The 23,090-nt window shown below is 32.0% G+C and carries 20 protein-coding genes and 5 pseudogenes; 8 read left to right on the top strand and 17 right to left on the bottom strand.

All coding sequences use genetic code 11. The features are described 5' to 3' along the window. From OTJ99_RS06775 to OTJ99_RS06765, 3 genes are all read right to left on the bottom strand, one after another. A complete protein-coding gene (locus OTJ99_RS06775) occupies positions 1-936 on the bottom strand; it encodes a branched-chain amino acid ABC transporter permease (RefSeq protein WP_045164753.1) in 936 nt (311 codons plus the stop codon). 6 nt (positions 937-942) lie between these two features. Then, a complete protein-coding gene (locus OTJ99_RS06770; RefSeq protein ID WP_045165521.1) occupies positions 943-1,827 on the bottom strand; it encodes a branched-chain amino acid ABC transporter permease in 885 nt (294 codons plus the stop codon). A 97-nt stretch (positions 1,828-1,924) separates the two neighbouring features. Continuing rightward, positions 1,925-3,037: an ABC transporter substrate-binding protein gene (locus OTJ99_RS06765; protein ID WP_408612532.1), complete on the bottom strand. Its 1,113-nt coding sequence runs from the start codon at positions 3,035-3,037 to the stop codon at positions 1,925-1,927. A 251-nt stretch (positions 3,038-3,288) separates the two neighbouring features. Between OTJ99_RS06765 and OTJ99_RS06760 the strand changes: the two genes are divergently transcribed. Continuing rightward, positions 3,289-3,834, top strand: a complete 546-nt coding sequence (locus OTJ99_RS06760; protein WP_045165522.1) for a pyruvate kinase alpha/beta domain-containing protein — start codon at positions 3,289-3,291, stop codon at positions 3,832-3,834. Between the two features lie 131 nt (positions 3,835-3,965). Then, the gene (gene xerA, locus OTJ99_RS06755) at positions 3,966-4,952 is read left to right on the top strand and encodes a site-specific tyrosine recombinase/integron integrase (RefSeq protein ID WP_045164755.1); all 987 of its coding nucleotides are present in this window, start codon (positions 3,966-3,968) and stop codon (positions 4,950-4,952) included. Positions 4,953-4,963: 11 nt separating this feature from the next. Here xerA and OTJ99_RS06750 read toward each other — a convergent pair whose 3' ends face one another. Then, positions 4,964-5,293: a LysM peptidoglycan-binding domain-containing protein gene (locus OTJ99_RS06750; RefSeq protein ID WP_045164756.1), complete on the bottom strand. Its 330-nt coding sequence runs from the start codon at positions 5,291-5,293 to the stop codon at positions 4,964-4,966. 148 nt (positions 5,294-5,441) lie between these two features. Here OTJ99_RS06750 and lexA point away from each other — a divergent pair, with 148 nt between their 5' ends. Next, the gene (lexA, locus tag OTJ99_RS06745; RefSeq protein WP_235374572.1) at positions 5,442-6,422 is read left to right on the top strand and encodes a transcriptional repressor LexA; all 981 of its coding nucleotides are present in this window, start codon (positions 5,442-5,444) and stop codon (positions 6,420-6,422) included. Positions 6,423-6,734: 312 nt separating this feature from the next. On the opposite strand, the gene OTJ99_RS06740 is transcribed toward lexA, so the two are convergent. The 3 genes from OTJ99_RS06740 to OTJ99_RS06730 form a co-directional block, all read right to left on the bottom strand. Next, positions 6,735-6,956, bottom strand: coding sequence for a hypothetical protein (locus OTJ99_RS06740; RefSeq protein ID WP_045164757.1), 222 nt, complete (start codon positions 6,954-6,956; stop codon positions 6,735-6,737). A 165-nt stretch (positions 6,957-7,121) separates the two neighbouring features. After that, positions 7,122-8,069 (bottom strand): ABC transporter ATP-binding protein, encoded by a 948-nt coding sequence (locus OTJ99_RS06735; protein ID WP_045164758.1) that lies wholly within the window; start codon positions 8,067-8,069, stop codon positions 7,122-7,124. A gap of 50 nt (positions 8,070-8,119) precedes the next feature. Next, the gene (locus OTJ99_RS06730; protein ID WP_269015318.1) at positions 8,120-9,082 is read right to left on the bottom strand and encodes an ABC transporter permease; all 963 of its coding nucleotides are present in this window, start codon (positions 9,080-9,082) and stop codon (positions 8,120-8,122) included. Positions 9,083-9,298: 216 nt separating this feature from the next. Between OTJ99_RS06730 and OTJ99_RS06725 the strand changes: the two genes are divergently transcribed. Further along, entirely contained in the window at positions 9,299-11,002 is a 1,704-nt protein-coding gene (locus OTJ99_RS06725; protein WP_045164485.1) for an IS1634 family transposase, read from the top strand. 75 nt (positions 11,003-11,077) lie between these two features. On the opposite strand, the gene OTJ99_RS06720 is transcribed toward OTJ99_RS06725, so the two are convergent. After that, a complete protein-coding gene (locus tag OTJ99_RS06720; RefSeq protein WP_045165525.1) occupies positions 11,078-11,698 on the bottom strand; it encodes an ABC transporter permease in 621 nt (206 codons plus the stop codon). Positions 11,699-11,751: 53 nt separating this feature from the next. Here OTJ99_RS06720 and OTJ99_RS06715 point away from each other — a divergent pair. Then, positions 11,752-12,936: pseudogene (locus OTJ99_RS06715) on the top strand (ISNCY family transposase). Positions 12,937-13,237: 301 nt separating this feature from the next. Here the strand turns inward: OTJ99_RS06715 and OTJ99_RS06710 are convergent. The 3 genes from OTJ99_RS06710 to OTJ99_RS06700 form a co-directional block, all read right to left on the bottom strand. Next, on the bottom strand, positions 13,238-13,471 hold the full coding sequence (locus OTJ99_RS06710; RefSeq protein ID WP_045164759.1) for a hypothetical protein: 234 nt from the start codon (positions 13,469-13,471) through the stop codon (positions 13,238-13,240). A gap of 92 nt (positions 13,472-13,563) precedes the next feature. Next, a complete protein-coding gene (locus OTJ99_RS06705; protein WP_045164760.1) occupies positions 13,564-14,154 on the bottom strand; it encodes a DUF3267 domain-containing protein in 591 nt (196 codons plus the stop codon). A gap of 483 nt (positions 14,155-14,637) precedes the next feature. Continuing rightward, positions 14,638-14,805 (bottom strand): hypothetical protein, encoded by a 168-nt coding sequence (locus OTJ99_RS06700; RefSeq protein WP_157841342.1) that lies wholly within the window; start codon positions 14,803-14,805, stop codon positions 14,638-14,640. A 607-nt stretch (positions 14,806-15,412) separates the two neighbouring features. On the opposite strand from OTJ99_RS06700, the pseudogene OTJ99_RS06695 reads away from it, so the two are divergent. Next, positions 15,413-16,048: pseudogene (locus OTJ99_RS06695) on the top strand (transposase); the annotation flags it as partial. Between the two features lie 65 nt (positions 16,049-16,113). Here the strand turns inward: OTJ99_RS06695 and istB are convergent. Together istB and istA are read right to left on the bottom strand one after the other, a co-directional pair. Continuing rightward, the gene (gene istB / locus OTJ99_RS06690) at positions 16,114-16,905 is read right to left on the bottom strand and encodes an IS21-like element ISCsa9 family helper ATPase IstB (RefSeq protein WP_045164761.1); all 792 of its coding nucleotides are present in this window, start codon (positions 16,903-16,905) and stop codon (positions 16,114-16,116) included. Continuing rightward, a complete protein-coding gene (gene istA / locus OTJ99_RS06685; RefSeq protein ID WP_083943534.1) occupies positions 16,902-18,380 on the bottom strand; it encodes an IS21 family transposase in 1,479 nt (492 codons plus the stop codon). Before istA ends, istB begins: the two co-directional genes overlap by 4 nt. Before the next feature lie 144 nt (positions 18,381-18,524). Here istA and OTJ99_RS06680 point away from each other — a divergent pair. Next, positions 18,525-19,325 (top strand): annotated as a pseudogene (locus OTJ99_RS06680) (transposase); the annotation flags it as partial. Positions 19,326-19,601: 276 nt separating this feature from the next. On the opposite strand, the pseudogene OTJ99_RS06675 reads toward OTJ99_RS06680, so the two are convergent. Then, a pseudogene (locus tag OTJ99_RS06675) lies at positions 19,602-19,754 on the bottom strand (IS110 family transposase); the annotation flags it as partial. A gap of 137 nt (positions 19,755-19,891) precedes the next feature. Here OTJ99_RS06675 and OTJ99_RS06670 point away from each other — a divergent pair. Continuing rightward, positions 19,892-20,210 (top strand): annotated as a pseudogene (locus OTJ99_RS06670) (transposase); the annotation flags it as partial. A 64-nt stretch (positions 20,211-20,274) separates the two neighbouring features. Here OTJ99_RS06670 and OTJ99_RS06665 read toward each other — a convergent pair. The 3 genes from OTJ99_RS06665 to OTJ99_RS06655 form a co-directional block, all read right to left on the bottom strand. Continuing rightward, positions 20,275-21,186 (bottom strand): ABC transporter ATP-binding protein, encoded by a 912-nt coding sequence (locus OTJ99_RS06665; RefSeq protein WP_013431186.1) that lies wholly within the window; start codon positions 21,184-21,186, stop codon positions 20,275-20,277. Positions 21,187-21,514: 328 nt separating this feature from the next. Beyond that, entirely contained in the window at positions 21,515-22,708 is a 1,194-nt protein-coding gene (locus OTJ99_RS06660) for an ABC transporter permease subunit (RefSeq protein ID WP_014042404.1), read from the bottom strand. 111 nt (positions 22,709-22,819) lie between these two features. After that, the gene (locus OTJ99_RS06655; protein WP_013431188.1) at positions 22,820-23,038 is read right to left on the bottom strand and encodes a class IIb bacteriocin, lactobin A/cerein 7B family; all 219 of its coding nucleotides are present in this window, start codon (positions 23,036-23,038) and stop codon (positions 22,820-22,822) included. Positions 23,039-23,090 lie beyond the last annotated feature (52 nt).

Raw genomic sequence — 23,090 nt, 5'->3', positions numbered from 1 at the left:
TTACTTATCACCACCAACCATAGGAATAAGCTTAGAGAGCTTTATTTCTTTCTTTCCCATTAATCCTTGAGGTCTAAAGAGCATAATGACAATCAAAATAAGCGAATATAAAATCATTCTAACCTCAGGATAGTTTTGCAAAAGTGCTGAGATTACAGTAAGAACAATAGCAGATATAATGGACCCTGAGATACTGCCAAGCCCACCCAGCACAACAATTACTAATATGTCTATAGACTTGAAGAAGTTGAACATATCTGGCTGGATAAAGCCAAACGATCCAGCATAAACAGAGCCTGCAACACCTGCAAAAAATGCTCCTATCATAAAAGCTAAAACCTTATATAAAGTTGTGTTTATTCCCATAGCTTCTGCTGCAATTTCATCTTCCCTTATAGCAATCATAGCCCTTCCGAATGATGAATTTATGATATTTAAGATTACAACAACAGTGATTACTGTAACGACAAAATATCCTGTCCAGTCAATTCCCTGAGGAATGTCGCTAATCCCACTTGCTCCACCTAAATAGTCAATGTTTTGGACAATAACCCTTATAATTTCACCAAATCCTAAAGTAGCTATTGCAAGGTAGTCACCTCTTAATCTCAAAACAGGAAGCCCAATGAGCAGCCCACAAATCATTGCCAAAAGTCCACCAGTCAAAAGTGTCAAGTAAAAGGGAAGAGGTTTTTCAAGTGTTGTCAGCACTGCTGTTGTATATGCACCAATTGCCATAAAACCTGCATGGCCAAGTGAAAACTGCCCAGTTATTCCATTTATTAGGTTTAAACTCACGGCCAAGATGATATTGAGCATTATCAAGAATAAGTTAAGTTTTATATAATCGTCAATTACTCCAATTTTCATTAAGACTGTAATAATCGCATAAATGACAACCACAATCAGAAAGTAAACTAAAAACCTCTTTTTCATCCTTCTCTACACCTTCTCTTTTATATTTTTGCCAAGAAGTCCAGATGGCTTTAGAATCAAGATTAAAATCAATAGGGCAAATGCAACCGCGTCCTTGTACATAGAGCTACCGTACCCACTTACAAGCGTTTCAATAACACCAAGAGAAAAGCCACCAAGCATAGCTCCTGGAATTATACCTATTCCACCAAAGACTGCTGCAATAAAGGCTTTAAGTCCAGGCAAAACTCCCATCAGAGGGTTTATTGTGTTATAGTAAAGGCCAACCAAAACACCACCAGCTGCAGCCAGAGCAGAACCTATTGCAAAGGTATATGAGATTGTTGTATCAACGTTTATTCCCATAAGCCTTGCTGCGTCCATGTCTTGGGATACAGCTCTCATAGCCTTGCCTATCTTTGTATTTTTGACAATGAAGTTGAGAAGTAACATTAGTAATATCGTAATTATCAGAAGATATATTTGCTTATTGTTTACTACAACTTTGCCATGAAAGAGGTGATAATTTTTTTCATTTACAAGTCTTGGGAAGACTCTTGAGTCAGCTCCCATCAGAAGCTGCATTAGATTTTCTAAAAAGAGTGATACGCCAATTGCTGTTATCAAAGCAGAAATTCTGGGTGAATTTCGTAAAGGTTTATAAGCAAATTTTTCAATTAACATTCCTAAAAGTGCACAGAAAATCATTGAAATTATTAGCGCTGGCAATAGACCCAACTTTAGATATGTAACACATAAAAAAGCAATGTAAGCACCTACCATAAAAACATCGCCATGGGCAAAGTTTATGAGTTTGATTATCCCGTATACCATTGTATACCCAAGCGCAATTAATGCGTAGACACTTCCAAGAGTGATACCATTTATCAATTGCTGAATAAATGTGGTCAACTTCCTATCACCTCTTTTTTGAAAATAGAAATAAAATAACATAATGGAAGGAGTAAAAATTACCCCTTCCTTTTTTTGGTAGTTTGTTAGTACTTATTTATGGATTTAACTTTTGTTTGAACATCTGAACACCATTTTTAAGCTCTATTATAACAGCAGACTTTTCAGCGTTATGATTTTTGTTTATATTAACAATCCCAGTTACACCAACAAAGTTTTTGGTGTTTTCAATAGCAGTTTTTAGTCTTTCTCTGTCTTTCGCAATGCTATCAAACTTTAGGTTTGCTCTTTTGAGGGCGTCAGCAATAAAGTATCCCAAATCGTACCCAAGTGCAGCAAAAGCATTTGGTTCAGTATTGTATTTTTTCTTAAACTTCTTTATAAACTCTTGAACCTTTGAATCTGTGTCCTGGGAAGAGTAGTGAGCAGAGAAGAATACGTTGTCAGCATATTTTTTGCCAGCCTTTGCAACAACTTTTGGATCATCAAAACCATCTCCACCCAGTATTGGTATACTCATACCGAGTTCGCGAGCCTGTTTTATTATAAGCCCTGCTTCATCGTAGTAAACAGGAGCAAATATTACATCGGGTTTTTTGTTTTTTATCTTTGTGAGTATACTACTAAAATCTTGTTCACCCCTTGCAAATGCTTCCTCGGCAACTATTTTACCGCCACCTTTTGTAAATGTCTGTTTAAAGTTTTTAGAAAGCCCTTTGCTATAGTCAGATGAAGCGTCATAAATTATCGCAGCTTTCTTTACTTTTAAAGTCTTCAGTGCAAAATTAGCCATCACATTCCCTTGGAATGAATCATTGAAGCAAGTTCTAAAAACATAAGCTTTTGTCTTTCCGGTTCTTTCATCGACGGTCACAGTGTCATCTGTTGCAGATGGGGAGATAATGGGAACCTTATACTTCATTGCTGCAGATGCTGCTGACTTTGTTGCTCCTGATGTAGCAGGTCCTAAAATTGCAAGAACTTTGTCTCTTACTGCAAGTCTTGTTGCAACGTTCAGAGCTTCTGTTTTGTCAGATTTGTTGTCAACCACAACAAGTTCAATTTTTTTTCCGCCAACTCCGCCTTTTTGGTTTATCTCGTCAATTGCAAGTTTTATACCTTGGAGTTCTTTTTGTCCGTACTGGGCAACTGCTTGTGAGAGCTCTAAATTTACACCTATTTTAATAGTTTTTGATGCAGCAAAGGACATGGAGAATATTAAAAGTACAAAAATTACTAAGGTACATGCAGTAACAAGCTTTTTCACAGAAACTTCACACTCCTCTAATAGAATGTTTTTATAAAATTATAGCATAAAACATTTTTTTATTGAATACAAGTATTCAAATTGAATTTTTGTGATTATGTAGACATGAGTTTATGAATGTTATAAAATTTGTGGTGAGGAAGTATTATAAACAAAAGCTTTTCAAAAAACTTTTTGAAAAGGAGGAAACAAAGGTGTATTTTGAATCAGCTGGACCACAAAATACTCAAAAAACAATTGAGCTTGCAGTAAAAACTGCTCACGAGAGAGGAATAAATTATATTGTTGTTGCATCCTGTTCAGGAAAAACTGCAAAACTTTTGGAAAACTGCGGTAAAAACGTTGTCGTTGTTACTCATGTCAACGGCTTTGCAGAACCTGGAAAGATGGAAATAGATGAAAAGACGATTGAAGAGCTAAAGGCTAAGGGATTTAAGGTATACACAGGTACACATGTTTTATCTGGTGCGGAAAGAGGAATATCAAGAAAGTTTGGTGGAGTATATCCGGTTGAAATCATGGCACATACGCTCAGAATGCTGGGGCAAGGCGTAAAGGTTGCAGTGGAGATTTCTGTTATGGCTTTAGATGCAGGATTAATACCATATGGGGAAGATATAATTGCAATTGGTGGAACATCTGAAGGTGCAGATACTGCTGTTATTATAAGGCCTTCTCATGCAGCTTCTATATTTGAGACAAAGATTAAAGAAATAATTTGTAAACCCTATGAATTTTAAGAAGTTGCATAAGGTTGTCAACCAGCAAAAGAGAAAAAAGTTGACAGGATGAAAAGGAAAAGGGTATAATAGTTTTCAAGAAAATATAACTGCACAAAATAAAAATTTTGTGCAATGAGGGGAATTGAAAAATGAACTTTTCCGATGTTCCACATTATGTTGTAGATTTTTTAAATTACATGATTACAATCAAAAATAAGTCACCAAATACAATCAAAGAATACTATTATGACTTGAGAACCTTTTTAAGATATCTCAAAGCAAAAGATTTGAATATGCTCAGTCAAATCGAAAAGATTGAAGACCTTGAAAATATCGATGTGAGCAGCTTTGAAATTGAAAAGCTAAAAACAATAACTCTTAGCAATCTATATGAGTATTTTTCTTTTCTTGCCACACGTTTTAACAACGGTCCCTATGCAAGAGCCCGTAAAGTTGCTTCAATCAGAAGCTTTTTTAAATACCTATATAGCAAAGCCAAACTCATTCCTGATAACCCTGCAAAAGATTTAGAGTCGCCAAAACTTGGTAAAAGAAATCCAAGGTATCTTACACTTGAGGAAAGCAAAAAGCTACTTTCTGCAATTGACGGTGAAAATAAAGAAAGGGACTTTGCAATAATTACCCTTTTTTTAAACTGTGGCCTTAGACTTTCAGAGCTTGTAAATATAAACCTTTCGGATATAAAAGAAGGTATGCTAAGGATTGTTGGTAAAGGGAATAAAGAAAGAATAATATATTTAAATAAAGCATGTAGAGAAGCTATCGAAAATTATTTAAAAGTTCGCCCCACAGAAGGTGTAAAGGACAAAGATGCTCTTTTCTTGAGTGAGAGAAAGAAAAGAATTAGCAGAAGAACTGTTCAATACATTGTTGAAAAGTATGTGAAAATGGCAGGTATAAATCAGAAAAGGATTTCTGCCCACAAGCTTCGTCACACGGCAGCAACACTTATGTACAGACACGGCAAAGTTGATATAAGGTCTCTTCAGACTATTTTGGGTCATCAAAGTATCTCCACAACAGAGATTTATACTCATGTAAATGACGATGACATCAAAAAAGCCTTTGAAAAAAACCCCCTCTCAGGAGAAAATCAAGGTACTTTAGACTCCTGACAAGGGGGTTTTTATTTTGTGCATAAAAGTTTGTATGTTTTTACATCTACAAATTTTAACACTTGCCCAGGATACAATACTGCATTTTCCAATTTATTTACTTTTCGTATGAAAGAGATATAATCGCGAATGTCTATACTTTCATCAACAAAGTTCTTTGAAATTGTCCACAGCGAATCTCCTTCTTTTACCTTCACAAATATCCAATTTATATTCTTTTCTTTGTCAATGCCCTTCCCTTCTCCAATCGAAATCATCAAGACTGTTATAACAAATACCATTATAAGAAGCAATGCAATACCAAAGCGAAACTTATTTCTTATAACAACTTTTGTTCTCATAAAATATTCATTCTCTCCGATAAAATGTTCTATATAAAGAATATCAAACAAATGTTTATATGTCAAGAGGTGAAGATATAATCTGTTTAGAAACTTTATGTTTTTCCCTAGGCTGTATCTGTGCTGCTCAAGAAAAGCATCAAAATTTTTGAGTGAGCTGAATACAAAGCTTCTTCGAATTGATTCTAAATGCATTCTTCGCAGTTTTTACAAACTAAGGATTGATGATTACAGATACATAAACAAAATCAGAGATATCTACTGCAAAGAGGAAGAGGTTCGCCAGTGGCTTATAAATGAACTTATTGAAACTTATAAATACCCAGAAGAATTGATTGATGTTGAGTACAGAATAAACGTATTTTCAAAACCTGCATTTGTTGATGTTGTTGTTTTCAGGTATGATTCAAATAAAGAAAAGGTACCATTTATCATTTTTGAGGTAAAACCCTATCTTTCCGGAATAGGTCAGGGTGCAGAGCAGCTGAAAAGCTATTTAAATGTGGTTCCAAAATGTTCTTTTGGAGCTGTGACAGATGGAAATAGCATTTTAATATTTGAGAGCAGATTTGAAATTATAGATGATTTTCCACACTTTGATATAAGTATGCTTCCTTCTCAAATTGAAGAATATGAAGTTGTGGATTTCAGAAGGTCGAAAACTTACAGACTTAGAAAATTAGTTGACACAGGACATACTGACTTAGTTCAAGATGGACACTCAATAGAGATAAAATCAGAAGATGTTTTTAAGATAAACCTGTATGAAAAGGTCGCAGCAGGAGTGCCCGTGGAAACATCTGATGAGGCAATTGGTAAGGTTGCCTTGCCAACATCTATTATCTCTGATCCTGAAAGATATTTTGCTATTAAAGTTAAGGGCGACAGCATGGTGGAAGCAAATATAAAAGACGGAGACATTGCAATTGTGCAAAAATGCAATACTGCAGAAAATAGAGATATTGTTATTGCATGGCTTGATGGAGAAATAACTGTGAAAAGATTTTGCAAAATGGGAAGCACAGTCCTGCTCATTCCTGAAAACAGCAAATATGAACCAATTAATATTAAAGAAGGAGAACTTCGTATAGTTGGAAAAGTTGTTGGTGTGATGAGAAAGAAGAGATGACATCACTTTTTAAAACAAAAGGTGGGATTTTCAATAAAAATGCCCACCTTTTACTATCTTTATGTTTATTTTGTGAGTAATCATCTTACTAAATTATCCAAACAAAATTTTTCCTTTTTTAATATATTCATTGAAGTTTGAGAATGTTCCTATTGTTTAATCTCTGATTTTAATTACTCATATTTAATTCTATCATTAAATATTAGTTACAACAGTTGTAACATTGTTTGGCAGATTAAATCCTATCCAAAAGAAGGCAGGAAAACAGAATACCCACCTGAAGTTTTGATAAATAATTTTAAACTTATCAGCTCAAACTATTTTAAATCTTCTTAATAAAAATACAATAATTACCACTAAACCGCCTAACCCATATAAGCCCACATTTTGTTTGTAAAGTGCAAGTAAAGCTACACATTCTAAATATATTGGTATTATAATTGCAATTTTACTCCATCTACTTTTACTTTTAACAATTCCTAATGCAAATAAAAAGGCTAAAATGGAATATAATATAAAAAAAACTATCAGCATAAGAATATCCCCCAACTCTAAATAAAATTAATTATCTTAAAATATATTTTGTTATACTTCCTTGTAATTGTTCGCTAATCTTAGCAAACTATAGAGTAACTCCTATTTCTTCTGTAACTATTTTTATCTCTAATAGGTATATCTTTTAATTTAAAAAGTTCTTGATTATTGTAAATAAAGTTGTTTGTAAAAATCTACTAAACTCATTTTTTGTTCTTCTATGTCTCGAACTTTTATACCCTCATTCTGTAATATATCTAAAACATCATAATGAGAATTTAGATTATGAACTTTTATAGAGTTATTAAACTGAGTTTCTACAGTTATATATGGTAATTTTTCTTTTATTAACCTGCACGCTATATCAACATGCTCCTTTTCAGTAAAATGAAAAATCACTACTGTATTTCTTTTTAACAATTCTTCTTTATTTTTGTCTAATATTATTGAACCATTTTTGATAAAAATAATTCTTGAACATAACTCCTCTATATCACTTAATATATGTGATGAGATTAAAACGGTTATGTTATTTTCTCTCCATCGTGTTTTTAAGAGTTCTTTAACTTTAATTGTGGTGGTTGGGTCCAATCCATTAAAAGGTTCATCCAATATCAACACTTCAGGGTTGCCAATAAACATTTGAAGCAAACTAACTTTCTGTTTTGTTCCTAAGGAATATGTTTTTGCCTTTCTTTTTAGCATTTTATTATCTAATTCAAAAAACGGTGCTAATCTATTAACTTCGTCTTTAACGTTAAAGGCACTCCCATATTTTAATTTAGCATACAGTTCTATATTATCATAACCACTAAGTTTAAGATACAGTGCTGGTGTTTCAATAAAAAATGAAGATCTTCTTAGAGCCTCTATCCTTTCAAGTTCATTAGTCATGTCACATCCCAGAATATAGCATTTCCCTTTTGGTTTTGGTGACCATAAACCTGATAGTATTTTCATTAATGTGCTTTTGCCGGCACCATTTGGTCCTACAAGACCAACAATTTCTCCTTTTCCTATTGAAAAGTTTATTTCTTTTAGAATTTGAGAGTTTCCAATTTTCTTGTACACATCAGTTACTTTTATTACCATTTCCACTTGGTTTTCAGCCAATCTATTTTACCCCCCTTTAACTGTTCCCAAATCTTTATTATTTTCCCATATTATACCTTTTCTTTATATTTAAATATCTTTATTGAACTTAATACAAAAATAACCGTCAACAATAAATTTACACCTATTACAATATAAGAAGAAGCATAAATCCATTCTATTTCCCCTGGTAATGAATTTGTATATACCGTTGCTAGTTCCCAAGGAAATATTAACGACAACAACTTTAATATAGGTGTTTTAAGAATAAGCATCTTTTGACGAAAAATACTTATAGCTATTATTATTGCAAAAAAGCTAATACTTGCAAATGCTCCGTTTTCAAATATTGTGGAGAAAAATATGATAGCTCCCGATATAGCCAATATAATAATAATTTCAATTAATAATTGTAGTAAACTACATTCAAGTAGGTTCAACAATCTCACATTATCTAAAACAGGATATACTTTAAAACCTATCACCTTATATTTAGAAATCCAGTAACAATACACATCGTAGTATTTCAAAGAATTTGTTATAATACTTAAAACTATAAAAAATATAATTTGTATACCAATTACCAATGCAGAAATAGTTAATACAGTTGCAATAAATTTGTTTAATATAATATTACTTCTTTTTACAGGCAAAGTTTTTAAAAGCTTTGCTGTTCCTTCCTTATATTCATCTGAAACTATACCACTTCCAATAAGTAAAGCTAAAACAATAATTATAAAAAATGCTATTCCGTACGATTGACTAAGTAAATAAGTCCATCCATCAAATTGTCCACCAACACTGTAATACTTCTTCCTCTTTATATTTTCATTTAAAATCTCATAATTCACCTTATTAATTTCAAGTTCTCTATAATTACCAGTTTTCTTAGAAATTTCATACATCATCTTGTAATATTGAGCTTTCTCTTCTATTTCTTTCTTAGGATTAGAACCATATTGCAATTTTAATTTTTCCTTTTGAACAATTCTAGTCAATTCATCAATTTGCTCCTGATACAATCTTTTCTTCATGTCGTCTTTTTCTTTTTTCTTGACTTTGTCAGTTAAGAGGTGTTTTTGAGCTAACAAAAAATAACAAAGTCTTAATTTATGCGGGTTTCAAGAAGAGAAAAATAAAAAATTTTAAAAAATGTAGGGACAAATTTTAGCTTAATATATACTGAATTTGCTTGACTTTTTAAATATTTTGTGGTACAATATAACAAACTATCTTCAAGGAGTTGCCATATGTTTGTCAAAATTACTAATGCTGGCGGTTATCAGTATGTTAGGTTAGTCGAAAATTACCGTGAAAATGGTAAAGTAAAGCAAAGAGTACTATTTAACTTTGGTAGACTTGATATTCTCAAAGATGACCCCGCTTTTAAAAACATTGTAAAAAAACTATCTGATATTGTCGCTGAAACAACTACTGAGAATGCAAAAGCTGTTACTATTGAATCTGAAGAAGATATTTCGGATGCAGTTGTAAAAAACTGGGGATACATTGTATACAGAAAGTTATGGCAGGAGCTTGAAATTGATAAGTTTTTAAAAGGGAAAGCAGCAAAAGAGAGAAAGATAAAATTTGATGTAGACAAAGTAAGTTTTTTAATGACCATACAGAGATTGATAGAGCCAATGAGCAAACTAAGAACTTATCATCAGAGAAGCAAATATTTTGGATTTGAAGAGGATATAGATTTGAATCAATTGTACAGGTGTTTAGATTTTCTTGACAGTGTAAAAGAAGATTTAGAGACATACCTGTATCAGAGAAATAAAGACTTATTTAAGATGGTAGTTGATGTAGTGTTTTATGATGTGACGACAATATACTTTGAGAGTTGTAGAGCGGATGAACTTAAAAATTTTGGGTTTAGCAAAGACAACAAGGTAAATGAAGTGCAAGTTGTATTAGGGCTTTTGGTGGACAAAGAAGGCAGACCGATAGGGTATGAACTTTTTCCTGGTAATACGATAGATAGCAAGACGATGGTAAAGATACTGAGGAAGCTGAAGGAAAAATTTAGTATAGATAAGATAATAATAGTAGCAGACAAAGGGCTTAACAGCAGAATAAATTTAAAGATGATAAAAGAAGCTGGGTACGACTATATAGTAGCAAGCAGATTAAAGAATGCAAGTAAAGAAATTTTAGATGAAGTTTTTAATGAAGAAGGATATAAAAGACTTGATGGCAAAAGATGTTTGAATGCTGAAGAAATTTATGGTGATGAATTCAAATATAAGGTATTGGAAAGAACAAATATTGTCAAGGATGAAGAGGGTAAAGAGTTCAAAATAGAAGAGAATTTGATAATAACGTATTCAAGCAAGAGAGCCAAGAAAGACAAAGAAGACAGAGAGAGATTGGTAAGAAAAGCCAAAGAGCTTTTAGAGAACAAAGGAAGCATAACAGCCTTAGAAAAGAAAGGTGCAAGGAAATATTTGAAGAAGAAATCAAAATCAGAAGAATATGTATTGGATGAGGAAGCGATAAAACGAGATGAGAAATTTGACGGTTATTATGCAATTCAAACGAGCAAAAAGGATATGGATGTAGAAGAGGTTTTAGGAGCATATCACGATTTATGGAAGATAGAACAGTCATTCAGAGTAATGAAAAGCTGTTTAGAAGTGCGACCGATATATCACTTTACAGAAAGCAGAATAAAAGGACATTTTGTGATATGTTTTTTGGCATTTTTACTGCAAAGGACATTGGAATATATTTTGAGGAGAAAAGGTAAAGGAATAAGTAGTGAAAGGATAATGGAAGCAATATATTCAATGAACTTTTTTGAAATAGAGATAAAAGGGAAGAAATATTTGATAAAGCAAAAAATTGAGGGAGAAGCTGGAGATATACTGAATGTAATGAAGATAAAGGGTCCAAAAAACTTCATGACATATGAGGAAGGCTTAGAATTTATTGGTATTAGCAAATGATGTAGTGACAAAATTGAGGTCCATATTTTGTCAATCCCAGTCCTCCCAAGCTTTTTGAGCTTCAAACTGACAAAGTCAAGATATAATATTACTTCTTTTTACAGGCAAAGTTTTTAAAAGCTTTGCTGTTCCTTCCTTATATTCATCTGAAACTATACCACTTCCAATAAGTAAAGCTAAAACAATAATTATAAAAAATGCTATTCCGTACGATTGACTAAGTAAATAAGTCCATCCATCAAATTGTCCACCAACACTGTAATACTTCTTCCTCTTTATATTTTCATTTAAAATCTCATAATTCACCTTATTAATTTCAAGTTCTCTATAATTACCAGTTTTCTTAGAAATTTCATACATCATCTTGTAATATTGAGCTTTCTCTTCTATTTCTTTCTTAGGATTAGAACCATATTGCAATTTTAATTTTTCCTTTTGAACAATTCTAGTCAATTCATCAATTTGCTCCTGATACAATCTTTTCTTCATGTCGTCTTTTTCTTTTTTTAATTTCTTCTGCAATTCCTTTATCTGTCTTTCTGTATCTGCAATATATTGTTTTGTGGATTCAACACTTTTATTCTCATAATTATACACAAACCAGCAATAAAAAAGATTAAAACAAATTGCGATTATTAAGGCAATAAAAAATTTTTTGCCTTTGAGAATTTTTTGGATTTCCATATACAATAACAATTGTGCTACCTCCTTTGCTATTACAGTTATAGCCTTTTGCAGAAACGCTCAATATGAGCGTTATCAAGCTTTATAAAGATTCAAAAAGTCTGGTCACCCTCCTCATAGTTGTAGTAAAAAAGGCTTCGGCTCTCTACAAGCCTGAAAGCCTTTTAGGCTTGTTCAATAAATTCATCGACTTATCAAGCTACATACCTTCTTCTTTCTACAATGCTTACTATAAACACTTTGGCAAGCATAGATGCTTCTCATTAGATTCTATGCACATAGGCTTCTTTGTCTAAAAATTACTCAAACTCAATACCCTTACTCAGCTTCGGGTCGTCCTTCTTATACTGTTATGAACTTCGTTTTTTCTGTAACCTAAATGACAATGTTCCTCTTTGCCTAAAACTGCTAATGCTAATTCTAATATCCGCCTTATGTTTGTAAATGGCCATTTCTGCTGGGCTTTAAAATTTGCTGTCATAACCAACGCTCTCGGTATCCCTTTAGCTTTAGTACCTCTGTTTAACTCTGATTCTACTTCTTCTGACCCTATAGAGCATAAAAGTATCTGCGACTCTAAAGCTTTAATTCCTTCGCTAAAAACTTTATTCTCTTATATTCCCAAAAATTTCTCCACTTTCATTGCTGACAGTGCCTTGGATTCATATAACATCTACTCCACTTTAAAAAACACCTTCAACTTCTCCAAAATTGTTATTATTCTGCCTACAAGAACCTCTAAAAATACTACACCTACATCAAGCCCTAATATCGTTATATCTGAAGATGGTGTTCCTATCTGCAAAAAGGTCGATAAACCTTTTAAACCTGAAGGAAAATATCAGGGTAAAAATCGCTCTTTGCGTTTTAAATGGACTTGCCCTATGTCTTCTTACAAAGATGGCAAACGTACCTGTTCTTGCCCTCACCCATGTACTACCTCTAAATCAGGTAGAACATTCTACACTTACCCTGACGATTTTCGGTCTTTCCCAGGTCTGAGTAGAAATTCTCAAGAGTTTTTAGACCTCTACCACAAACGTGTCACTGTGGAGCAGACTATTTACCACCTAAAATCCTACATGGGTTCTGATACCATCCAAACTCTTGACCATATTTCTATTTTCTCTGGTTTCTTGCTCTCTGCCATTACTTTTTCGCTCTTATTTATTCTCGCTCACAATATTAAGCTTTATTGTTCTAAATTGACTATTAAAAAACTGAACAAACTTAAAAAACTTATCGCTTAAAACTACAGTATTTGAATCTCTAACCTACAAAAAATTTACAGTTTTTTACTTAACCTTCTAAAACTTAGAATTTAGAAGGTTTAGGATACTATTGTCTTTTTTGAGGTTGTAAATTTTTGGCATATGTTTGTTGTTCAATATTTTTGTCATTATTGATAATATATGGTTGTAACTGTGCCATTCCTTTTACGCCTTGTTTGTACTTCTTGTTTTTATTGTTACTTCTTACCTTCAATCACCACCCATTTTGCAAACGGCTAATTTAATAGTCCTTTCATTATAGTCAAAAAATTAAACTTATTCAACTGACTTCGGAAGGAACCATTCTTTTAACCAACATTGGCAATAACACAATAACAGCTACTAAACCACCTAATCCATATATTGCAAGGCTTTGCTTGTAAACAGCAAATAATGCTATGCATTCTAAATAAATTGGTATTATTATTGCAAGTCTACTACATTTGTTTCTGACAATTGCTACTACACATACAAGGGCTAAAATAGAATACAATGCAAAAAAGACTACAAGCATCAGAAAATCACTCCATAAATTCAATTTTTATCGATATTCTTATATTTACTTTATTCATTTGTCAATAGTGGTATTTAAATTGATTTATTTTATTATGTTCTCGCATTAAGATAATTTTCCAATTTCCAATATGTTTTTTCTTCACTATTAACTACAAGTCCTTCTTTGGGTACCTGTAATAAAATCAAAATACAGTTAAATATATCTACACACGAACTTAAAGCATTGAAAAGTACAATTAGCAATAACAAATCACTTTTAAAATCTAAAAATAGCATAACAATGGTCGGAATAATAGAGAGTACAGCAAATGGAGCAATATAAACTAATAAATATCTATTTCTTTTCAAAATACAGCTATTATATGCATAAAAAACAGATACCTCAGCCCAATATCCAATTACTGTATCTTTTGAATTCAAACCGCCAGGATAACACAAAGCATGTATCATCTCATGTATGGGTATCATTAGAAAATAGGCTAAAATGTATTCTATCCCAAATTTAGGTATATATATGCCTCTGAAATAATATAAAATGAAGAAAATTAGTCCTGCACAAATTAACCCTATTGGTAAAGCAATTACCTGAGTAACTATTAAATTTTTTGGTTCCTTAAGCAAGTTCCATTCTGATACATTGATATTTTCATTAACTGGTGGTTTTCCTGTTTTAAATTTCATTTAACATCACCTTACTCTGATGTTAAGCTCTTAATCCTAGCTTTTATATAACACTATTTTGGTATGACTATACATTATATTTCGATTGTATAGAATTCCTCAGATAGATAAAAATCAATTATTTCCAATATTATCCTTTTTATAACTTATATGTATTACAATTTACTTTATGGTTTTTGTGCGGAAACAATTTTTATTTAAATTTCTCTTTAACTCAAAATTATTCTTACTATTATTTAAAATTTAATCATTTTGTTATAGCCTCATCTTTCAATTTTAAATACACACTAACACCTCTGACTGTAACCTATTAATTAGCAAGAAGTTTTTAATTGTAAATCATATTTTTGAATGTCTCAATTTAACAATGCAAAATCACCAAACAGTTACTATCCATTTCTTTTTTTACATGGCACTTTTATTATAATTCTAATACCATTTTAATTTATCAGCCACAAATTGACATACAATTTTTATCAAGGTTTAAATTATACTTTTAAATATGTCATAAATCAATCTCCCAATTATTCTTCCAATATGGTAAGCAGCAACTAGAATAAAGAAAAATATAGCTATTTTAACAAAAAAACGTGACAGTTCATTTTTAATCATCGTATTAAAGAACTCATCAAACAATCTGTTTCTTATCATTAGTTTGCCCCCTGTTTGATATTATTTAATGAACTATAAAGTTCGATTTTAACTAATCCCCAAATAAATTTAACTGTCATTTAGCTATTTTTATCTTTTGAGTTGCTTTTCTTATTGAGTTATTTTATTTGTATTTAATTCATTTGTTACAAAAAGCATAAACATCTATATTTTTAAACTCTTATCTAAAGCAATTATTATTAAGACCATCATTTCAGAGTTTGTTAAGAACCTAAGTTTAATCTTATTTCTTCACCTGATTTTTTATTCGCTGGTTTTAACATCTTCTCCCACAACGCATTACAATTTTGCTTTTTGCTTATAGACCCTTTCGAAAAATAATACATCACTATTAAGCTCAGATTCTTAAAGTTTATTATTGCTCCACAAATTGATCTCTTTCAAGTATATTCTTCAATGTTTCTACTGTTATTGTTGAAAACTTAACCCTCCTTTTGATATAGATTATTATAGCCTTTTGCAGAAACGCTCAATATGAGCGTTATCAAGCATTTTAAATATCTAAAAAAGTCTGGTCACCCTCCTCATAGTTGTAGTAAAATATGAGTATATAAAACAAATATGTTACTGTGAGGAGGGTCCTAAAATGTTTAAAAACAAACCTAAACAACTTTCCTTTTTGGAACTTAACTCTCATATAATGGCCTCGGCTCTTTATTCGCCAGAAAGCCTTTTGGGTTTGTTCGAAAAATTTATCGACCTATCTCAATTCATCCCTGACTCATTCTACAAAGCCTACTACAAATATTTCGGCAAACACAGAAGCTTCTCTTTAGAATCCATGCTCTGTGCTTTCTTTATCCAAAAAATCCTCAAACTTAATACTATCACCCAGCTTCGTGCTGTTCTATTTAAATCTTATGAACTTCGTACATTCTGCAACTTTGAAAATGTGCCCTCTATTTCTACCTTCTCAAGGTTTAGAAAACTCTTTGCACTTGAAATCGAAAAATTGTTCAATAACATCGCTCTTTTCGCTCATAACATAGCTTTTGAGCATTGCCCAGATTTAGCTTCTACTCTAATATTCGATACTACAGGACTCGAACCTAAAGTCCGCGAAAATAACCCTAAATTCTTTCAATCTCTACTGCGAAAAACTTCAAAAGCTAACCCTGACCTCGAAACTAACCAGGTATACTCTCTTGTCTATTCTTCTTTGTCCAAAACATCCGCCGCTAATTCTAATATTCGCCTTATGTTCATAAATGGTCATTTTTGTTGTTATTGTCAATACCTTTTCCCCACTTTTGATAATATTTTTTCCCCACCTGTTTTCAAAAAAATTTAATTATCATTATCTAACTGATTTGACTCATTCTTGGAATCATCTGTTAAAGCTTTTATAGCACCCTCCCTTTGCTTCATCCTATAACTTTCACCTTTGATAACTACAAAATGACAGTGATGTACAAATCTATCTAAAATTGCCGTTGCTAAGACTGGGTCATAAAATATCCTCGGCCACTCTTCAAATACCTTGTTTGTGGTTATTATTATCGATCCTCTCTCATACCTCTTCGATATTATCTCATAAAAATCATCTACACTGCTTTGATTAAATTTCCTTAAGCCCAGCTCATCTATTATCAACAAATCCACATTAACATAGTTTTTTAGCTTTTGTTGATACGAATTATCCGCTCTTGAAATATACAACTCTTCTAACATCTCATTTGCTGTGGTAAACAAAACTCTATATCCAAGTGCTACAGCTTTAAGTCCTATCGCTATTGCAAGATGTGTTTTTCCTGTCCCTGGCGGTCCTATGAAGGCCACATTCTCTTTCTTGCGGACAAATTCACAGGTCGCCAAATTGTATATAAACCTCTTATTAATTGAAGGCTGATAACTAAAATTGTATTCTTCTAATGTCTTGTGCCATGGAAACCTCGCTTTGCTTATCCTCTTTTGATTACTGTTTATTCTCCTGTTACTCACTTCATCATTTATCAATATCTCAAAAAACTCTCGATAAGAAAAGTTATTCTTAATAGCTTCCTCTACTCTTAAATCAAAACTCTTTATTATCCCAGATAATTTCAAATCTTTTAGTTTTCCCAACAAAAGATCATTCATCTTTGCAATTCTCCCATCTCAAGCAATTTGTTATATTCCTTGATATCCCTGTAAAGCTCTGTTGTACCCTCATTAATGTAACTCTCATCTTCATATACAGGCAAATCGCTTATCCCTTTTTCGCATATGTTCTTGACAACCTTATAACTCAATCCTCTAAAACTTAAAGCTCTTTTACACGCATTGTCCACTGCCTCCGCTCCATATCTTTCTTTCAAGGCTATTATCCCGCTTATGCTTCTGTAATCATACTTTTTAAATCCTTCTTGCTTAATAAATTCCTCAAAAAACTCCAACGCCCAATTACCAATTTCTGCCATTTTATCCCTCTGTCTTGACAATATATCCTCAATTGTTATATTCTTAGACGAGGGATAGTGTTCTTTGTTGGTTACGTATTTGCCCTTCTCATTGTTTTTGACAATTTGATGAAGGGCTATTTCTTTACCTTCAAAGAACACCCTCAAAAAACTGCCCATCTCAACTACCTCTACTTCATATCCTGCATACTCATATGGCACTGAATAATAGTTCCCTTTGTATATGAGATGACAGTTAGTAGTTACTTTATGAATTGAGCTCCTTGATATGTGGTATTCCTCAATAGGAAGAGCTATTAACTTTTCTTTCTCTTCTGAGAGGAAAACTTCTTTGGGAACTTTCTTGGTTGTGCCATGTACTCTCACATTTGCTACATCATCAAGCCAGTTTTTTAAATGCTCCCTCGCCTCATCAATATCCTTAAATTCTTCCCCAGAAAAACAGTTTTGCTTAACATACTTAACTGCCGATTCTACCTTGCCTTTATCAGTCGGTGTGTATACCCTGCATGGCTGAGGTAAAAATCCATAGTGGCTTGCAAAACTTGCATAATCCTTTTGTATTTGCGCTTCATAAAAATCAACATTCAATACACCTGCTTTTAAATTGTCTATCTTCACAACTTCTACTACTCCACCAAAATACTTAAATGCGTTCTTATGACACTGTATAAATGTTTCAACTGTCTGGTCAAATACTATCTCTGCATACATATATCTTGAATAACTTAAAACCATTGTAAATACCCATGCTTTTTTGAATTTCCCATCAACTTTTATCTTACCTATATATCCAAAATCAACTTGAGCTTCTTCTGCAGGTAGCGTTGTTAAAACCATGTACACCTTTGAATTTGCTATCTTTTGTTTTACCTTTTGGACATATCTTCTTACATTCGAGTAGCTTCCTTCAAAACCAAATTCCGCTTGTAGATCTTGATATATTTTCTTTGCTGAAAGTCCTTTGTTAACTTTTGCCTCAATGAATTGCCTGTAATTATCCAATACTGAATTTTTTGATTTTCTCTCAACTTCTCCTTTCTGTTCAATGTCTTGGATTACTTTTCTAACAGTTTTTCTATCCACGTTTAACAACCTTGCTATTTGACTTTTGTTGTATCCCTGTTTGAAAAGAGTGTAGATTGTTGTGTGCATTGCAACCCCCAACATTTTCTTATTATCTTCTCCTTCTGTAGTTTTTCCATACTTTCCATTCTACACTACAGAAGGCTTCTTTTTAAGTAGCAGGTGGGGAATTTTTGATGTCATTTCTGATGATTTTATTTTATCATTAACAATTTTTGTTACGCTCTTAAATTCGCTGTCATTACAAATGCTCTCGGTCTTCCTCTGGCTATCCATCCTCTGTTCAATATAGATTCACCAAACTCTGACCCTATTGAAGATAAAGCTGTCTCTGATTCAAAAGCTTTGCTACCTTGCCTTGAAAAACTTTTTTCATACATCCCTAATAACTTCTCTACTTTCATCGCTGATAGCGCCTTGGATTCTGCTAATATTTATTCCACTTTAAAAAACTCTTTCAATTTCTCTAAAATGGTTATCCCTCTAAACAAAAGAGCTAACAAAAACTCTACTACCTCTGACCCCAATATTATTATCTCAGAAGATGGTATCCCTATATGTCAAAAATTCAATCTGCCTTTTAAACCAGAAGGCATTTGCAAGGGTAAAAATCGTTCAGAGCGTTTTAAATTGGTCTACCCTATCTCTTCATACAAAGACGGCAAACGTGTTTGTTTGTTCTTGCCCTCAGCCCTGTACTTCTTCTAAATCAGGCACAATAGTTTATACATACCCTGATAACCTTCGTTCTTTCCCTGGCTATCTGTTAGAAACTCTCAAGAATTCTTAAACCTCTACAAAAAACGTGTCGTTATTGAACAAACCATCGCTCACCTTAAATCATACATGGGCTCTGACATCCTGCCAACACGCGACCATATTTCCCTGTTTTCTGATTTCCTTTTGTCTGCTGTGTCTTTCCTCTTGCTATTTATTCTCGCTCATAATATTAAGCTTCATTGCTCTAAGCTTACTATTAAAAAACTTAATAAACTCAAAAAACTTATTGCTTAAAACTTTAGGTTTTTTCTTGGTTAAATCTTTCAACCCTTTACTCAATATCATAGTTACCTGTCTTAAACCTTCTAAAAGAAAGCTTTTTTAGAGGGTATAGGATAGTATTGTCTTTTTAAACACTGTTAATAATTCCCATTATTTTGATTTAGCTATTGTTGTTTGTATTAGTATTAATTGTATTAGCTTTTCCTTTGTCTTCCTACTTCTTATTTGTACATAATTTCTGTTTTCCCATCTATTACCTGCAAACATCACCCTTTTTGCAAACGGCTATTCTTTTCTATTCTCAAATTCTATTCTCTTGCCAAGCTCCACTCCTCTAAAATCAAACGCTCTGCCAACATGCCTCTCCTTTGCTATGTCTACTCCTACAACTAAAGTTTTCTCTGTCACTTGTAATATCTTCTCATTTTGTGTATACTTCAAGGTAGGTACCTCCTTTGTTGTGTTTTGTCGTAAGTTGTACAACTTACATTCTGTATTTTACCAGGAGGTACCTCCTTCTTGCAAATCTCATTTCACTTCATTTTCGCTCATTTTCGTTCATTACAGGAATGCTTGTAAAATATCTTCGCTTTGTTAAGGGAATATCCGAAAAAGCAGAGTTCTATCTTGCCCATATGAAATATCCTGAAGAATTAAGAAAACATATTTACACCACAAACGCTGTTGAAAGTATCAACAGTATAATTGAAAAAAATCAGAGTAAATTTAGTTGGATATTTTCAGTCTGTTGATTTTTTAGAAATTAATGTTTACTTGCAACGTTAAAACTTTCGCCGTACAAAATGGAAAAATGGAGTTCCCAGTATTAGAAAATGCATCAATAACATAGCCCAACTTTACAACTTACGTTATAAATTGGAAACACAAAATTCTTGAAAAGTTTCCAAGAAGAATTTTTTCATTTATTACTACATCTACTCTATACGTTTATTTCTTTTATTCAACAACCTATATTGTCAATAAAAATTTCTCTATAAACTTCCTCTAAATCTTTCTTCTTTCTTTTGATTTCTTCTACTCTAATATTCTTTGACATTAAATAGCTATTTATCTCGGTTATATCTGCCCCATCTAACTCAATTTCCACTTCGTTTCCCCCTATGCTGTAATACTTTATATGCAACTCATCAAGAACATTTAAAACTTCTTCTTTTTTACTTTTAAAAATAATTGTGTATTTTTGCGATTGCATAATATCACTTTTTTCTAATTCTTTTATAATTTTTCCGTTATTAATAAAAACAAACTTATCGCATAAATCCTCTAATTCGTCCAATAAATGGGATGAAATAAGAAAAGTTGTGCCTTTTTCTTTCTTTACTTTCTTTATTATTTCCTTGAACTCTATCTTCCCTGTCGGATCTAATCCATTAGTGGGTTCATCTAAGATTACAAATTTTGGATTACCCAATAAGACCTTCGTTAGAGCAAGCCGTTGCTTCAACCCAGTTGAATACTTCTTTACTTTTTTTTTCAACTGCTCTGAAGTAAGTCCACACATCATTGCATTTTCAATTATTTGTTCTCTCGTTACTTTCTTAAAATCTTTCCATAACTTTAAATTGTCAAATCCACTAATATTCTCGTAAAAAGCTGGATTTTCGATTAAAGCATCTACTCCTGCCAACGCTTTTTCCTTTTCCCTGTAAACATCATAACCATTTATTAAAACCTTCCCCCTTTCAGGAAATATGAAACCTACAATTGTCTTCATTGTGGTACTTTTTCCAGCTCCATTTGGTCCAACAAGCCCTACTATTTTCCCCTCTTCTATATCAAAGCTAACAGTTTTCAATATAGTTTGTTTCCCTAATTTTACTTCAATATTGTATACTTCTAAAACTTTTTTCAATTTTGTAATCCTCCCTTTTTTACAAGGTTATTTTTGCAAATGCTTCATTCAACCATTTCATACAACAATGAAAGTTAGGTTAGCTTTATTTTTAGTAAATTAGAGCATAGGAAACAAATAATATGTTTTGATAACAAATTTTCAATGTCCAAAAACAAAACCAAAAAACTCTCCTCTGCAGAATTATAATTTCCATAATATTCCTTTATTTTTAATTGAGTGAAAATTGTTTGAGTTTGTTAATAACAATTTTTAGGGTTTATTTAATTTCATTTTATATTGCAATAAAATACTTATTTAAATTGTATATTAGAAAGTATCTAATTCCTCAATATACTTTTCTTCGCTCAAAAATTAATCCACCTACAAGCAGAAATAAAGTTGTCCACAACACAATAAGACCCAAATAAATCATGCTACTGTTAATTGGTATATTATAAACTCCCGAAATTTCTAAGTTTGCAATCTCTGTACTTACGTAAAGAGAATAAGGATTTAAAAGAAAATAGCTCTTGTTTGTTATATTTGTCCATATAATCTTAGGAATAAATAAAAGAGCACTTATAAATATGAAAGACAAATTTTCATTCCAAAATAGTACATTTACAAACATATTAATTGAAACAAGCATACATAATGTAACAACGGTAATTATTAAAGTACTTATATATTGTTGAATTATCGGCATAAATTCAATTTTTGAAGGATCAATTATTACATCTTTTGCTATAATTTGCCATTTATATATCCTTACAGGAATATCTATTCTTTTGTTTTCTAAACTAAAAAACAAGATGGCAGTGACAAGAATGTTTACAATAACATAAGTCGAAACTATAACAAATGAATTTGATAAAAACTGTGCCATCCATAATTTCATTCTGCTGCAAGGAAGAAGCATCATATTTCTTATTGTCTTATTTTTTACTTCGTTTATTTGAGTACTTTTCAAAAGTGCAAACACAATAAAAACTGGAAGTAAAAATCTAATAAAAACTTCATTTGCCATAGATGCCGTAAATAAGCCATTTTTTGAGTACAACATTTGTTTGTCCCATACATAAATTTTTTTCTCATATAGTTTTCTTAAATAGTGTATTTCTGCTTCCATTTTAAACCTTTCTCTGGTAATTTTCGCCTGTTTAAGTGCATTTTCCATCATTTTTATTCTTTCTTCCATTTGAGTTTTCAAATCATTATTACTTGACAACAATCTTAATTGATTAATTTCTCTTTCTATTTCTTTAATCTTTTCTACCTGATATAAAACTTCTTTTTGTGACCTTTTCTTATTTTTTAACCATTGTAAATACTTCTTTTCACTTTTTAAAGTTTCTTCTTTTGCTTTTATTGTTTCTCTTAAATTAGCTCCCCCAGTAAGTTTTAATCCCCAAAGAGTAAATATAATTGCCAAAATATAACATATAGCCATTGCTACTATTAAATATAAAAACGTTTTGTTATCTAACATCTTTTTAATCTCTAACTTCAACAACTTTGATAATAATTTAAGTTTATTCACTGGTACACATCCTTTCAAGATATTTTAAGTTCTTTAAAAATTGGATGCAAAATACTTTATATAAGATTCAAGTACAACAGCAAATGCTGTTGTACTTGAATTGTAAACAGTTTAATCAAGCAGGCTACGAACAAAGTCTCTCGCATGTGTCTTTATATCTTTGCCTGTTGCTCCTTCTATTGCACCGTCTATTGCACGAATGATTGCACCTCCCACAATTGACGCACCAACTCGTATTGCAAACATTGCAACTGGACCTACTCCACCTTCCACCTTACACATCTCTTTTTCATTTAGTACTAAAAAGCCTTTCAAAGCAACCTCATTCATAACACCTCAAACCTCCTCTTTATATGATTTTATTTTTACTATACTCCAACCC

The organism is Caldicellulosiruptor naganoensis (assembly GCF_026914285.1).
Lineage (GTDB): Bacteria > Bacillota > Thermoanaerobacteria > Caldicellulosiruptorales > Caldicellulosiruptoraceae > Caldicellulosiruptor > Caldicellulosiruptor naganoensis.
This window is presented reverse-complemented; position numbering and strand designations above follow the sequence as displayed.

Excerpts from the sequence above, each read along its gene's own strand:
- OTJ99_RS06775 (WP_045164753.1), bottom strand. The coding sequence starts at position 936 with ATGAAAAAGAGGTTTTTAGTTTACTTTCTGATTGTGGTTGTCATTTAT.
- OTJ99_RS06725 (WP_045164485.1), top strand. The coding sequence starts at position 9,299 with ATGTTTGTCAAAATTACTAATGCTGGCGGTTATCAGTATGTTAGGTTA.
- istB (WP_045164761.1), bottom strand. The coding sequence starts at position 16,905 with ATGAATGATCTTTTGTTGGGAAAACTAAAAGATTTGAAATTATCTGGG.
- OTJ99_RS06710 (WP_045164759.1), bottom strand. The coding sequence starts at position 13,471 with ATGCTTGTAGTCTTTTTTGCATTGTATTCTATTTTAGCCCTTGTATGT.
- OTJ99_RS06765 (WP_408612532.1), bottom strand. The coding sequence starts at position 3,037 with ATGTCCTTTGCTGCATCAAAAACTATTAAAATAGGTGTAAATTTAGAG.
- xerA (WP_045164755.1), top strand. The coding sequence starts at position 3,966 with ATGAACTTTTCCGATGTTCCACATTATGTTGTAGATTTTTTAAATTAC.
- OTJ99_RS06655 (WP_013431188.1), bottom strand. The coding sequence starts at position 23,038 with ATGAATGAGGTTGCTTTGAAAGGCTTTTTAGTACTAAATGAAAAAGAG.
- OTJ99_RS06700 (WP_157841342.1), bottom strand. The coding sequence starts at position 14,805 with ATGATAAGAAACAGATTGTTTGATGAGTTCTTTAATACGATGATTAAA.
- OTJ99_RS06730 (WP_269015318.1), bottom strand. The coding sequence starts at position 9,082 with ATGAAGAAAAGATTGTATCAGGAGCAAATTGATGAATTGACTAGAATT.
- OTJ99_RS06705 (WP_045164760.1), bottom strand. The coding sequence starts at position 14,154 with ATGAAATTTAAAACAGGAAAACCACCAGTTAATGAAAATATCAATGTA.
- OTJ99_RS06740 (WP_045164757.1), bottom strand. The coding sequence starts at position 6,956 with ATGCTGATAGTTTTTTTTATATTATATTCCATTTTAGCCTTTTTATTT.
- istA (WP_083943534.1), bottom strand. The coding sequence starts at position 18,380 with ATGCACACAACAATCTACACTCTTTTCAAACAGGGATACAACAAAAGT.
- OTJ99_RS06750 (WP_045164756.1), bottom strand. The coding sequence starts at position 5,293 with ATGAGAACAAAAGTTGTTATAAGAAATAAGTTTCGCTTTGGTATTGCA.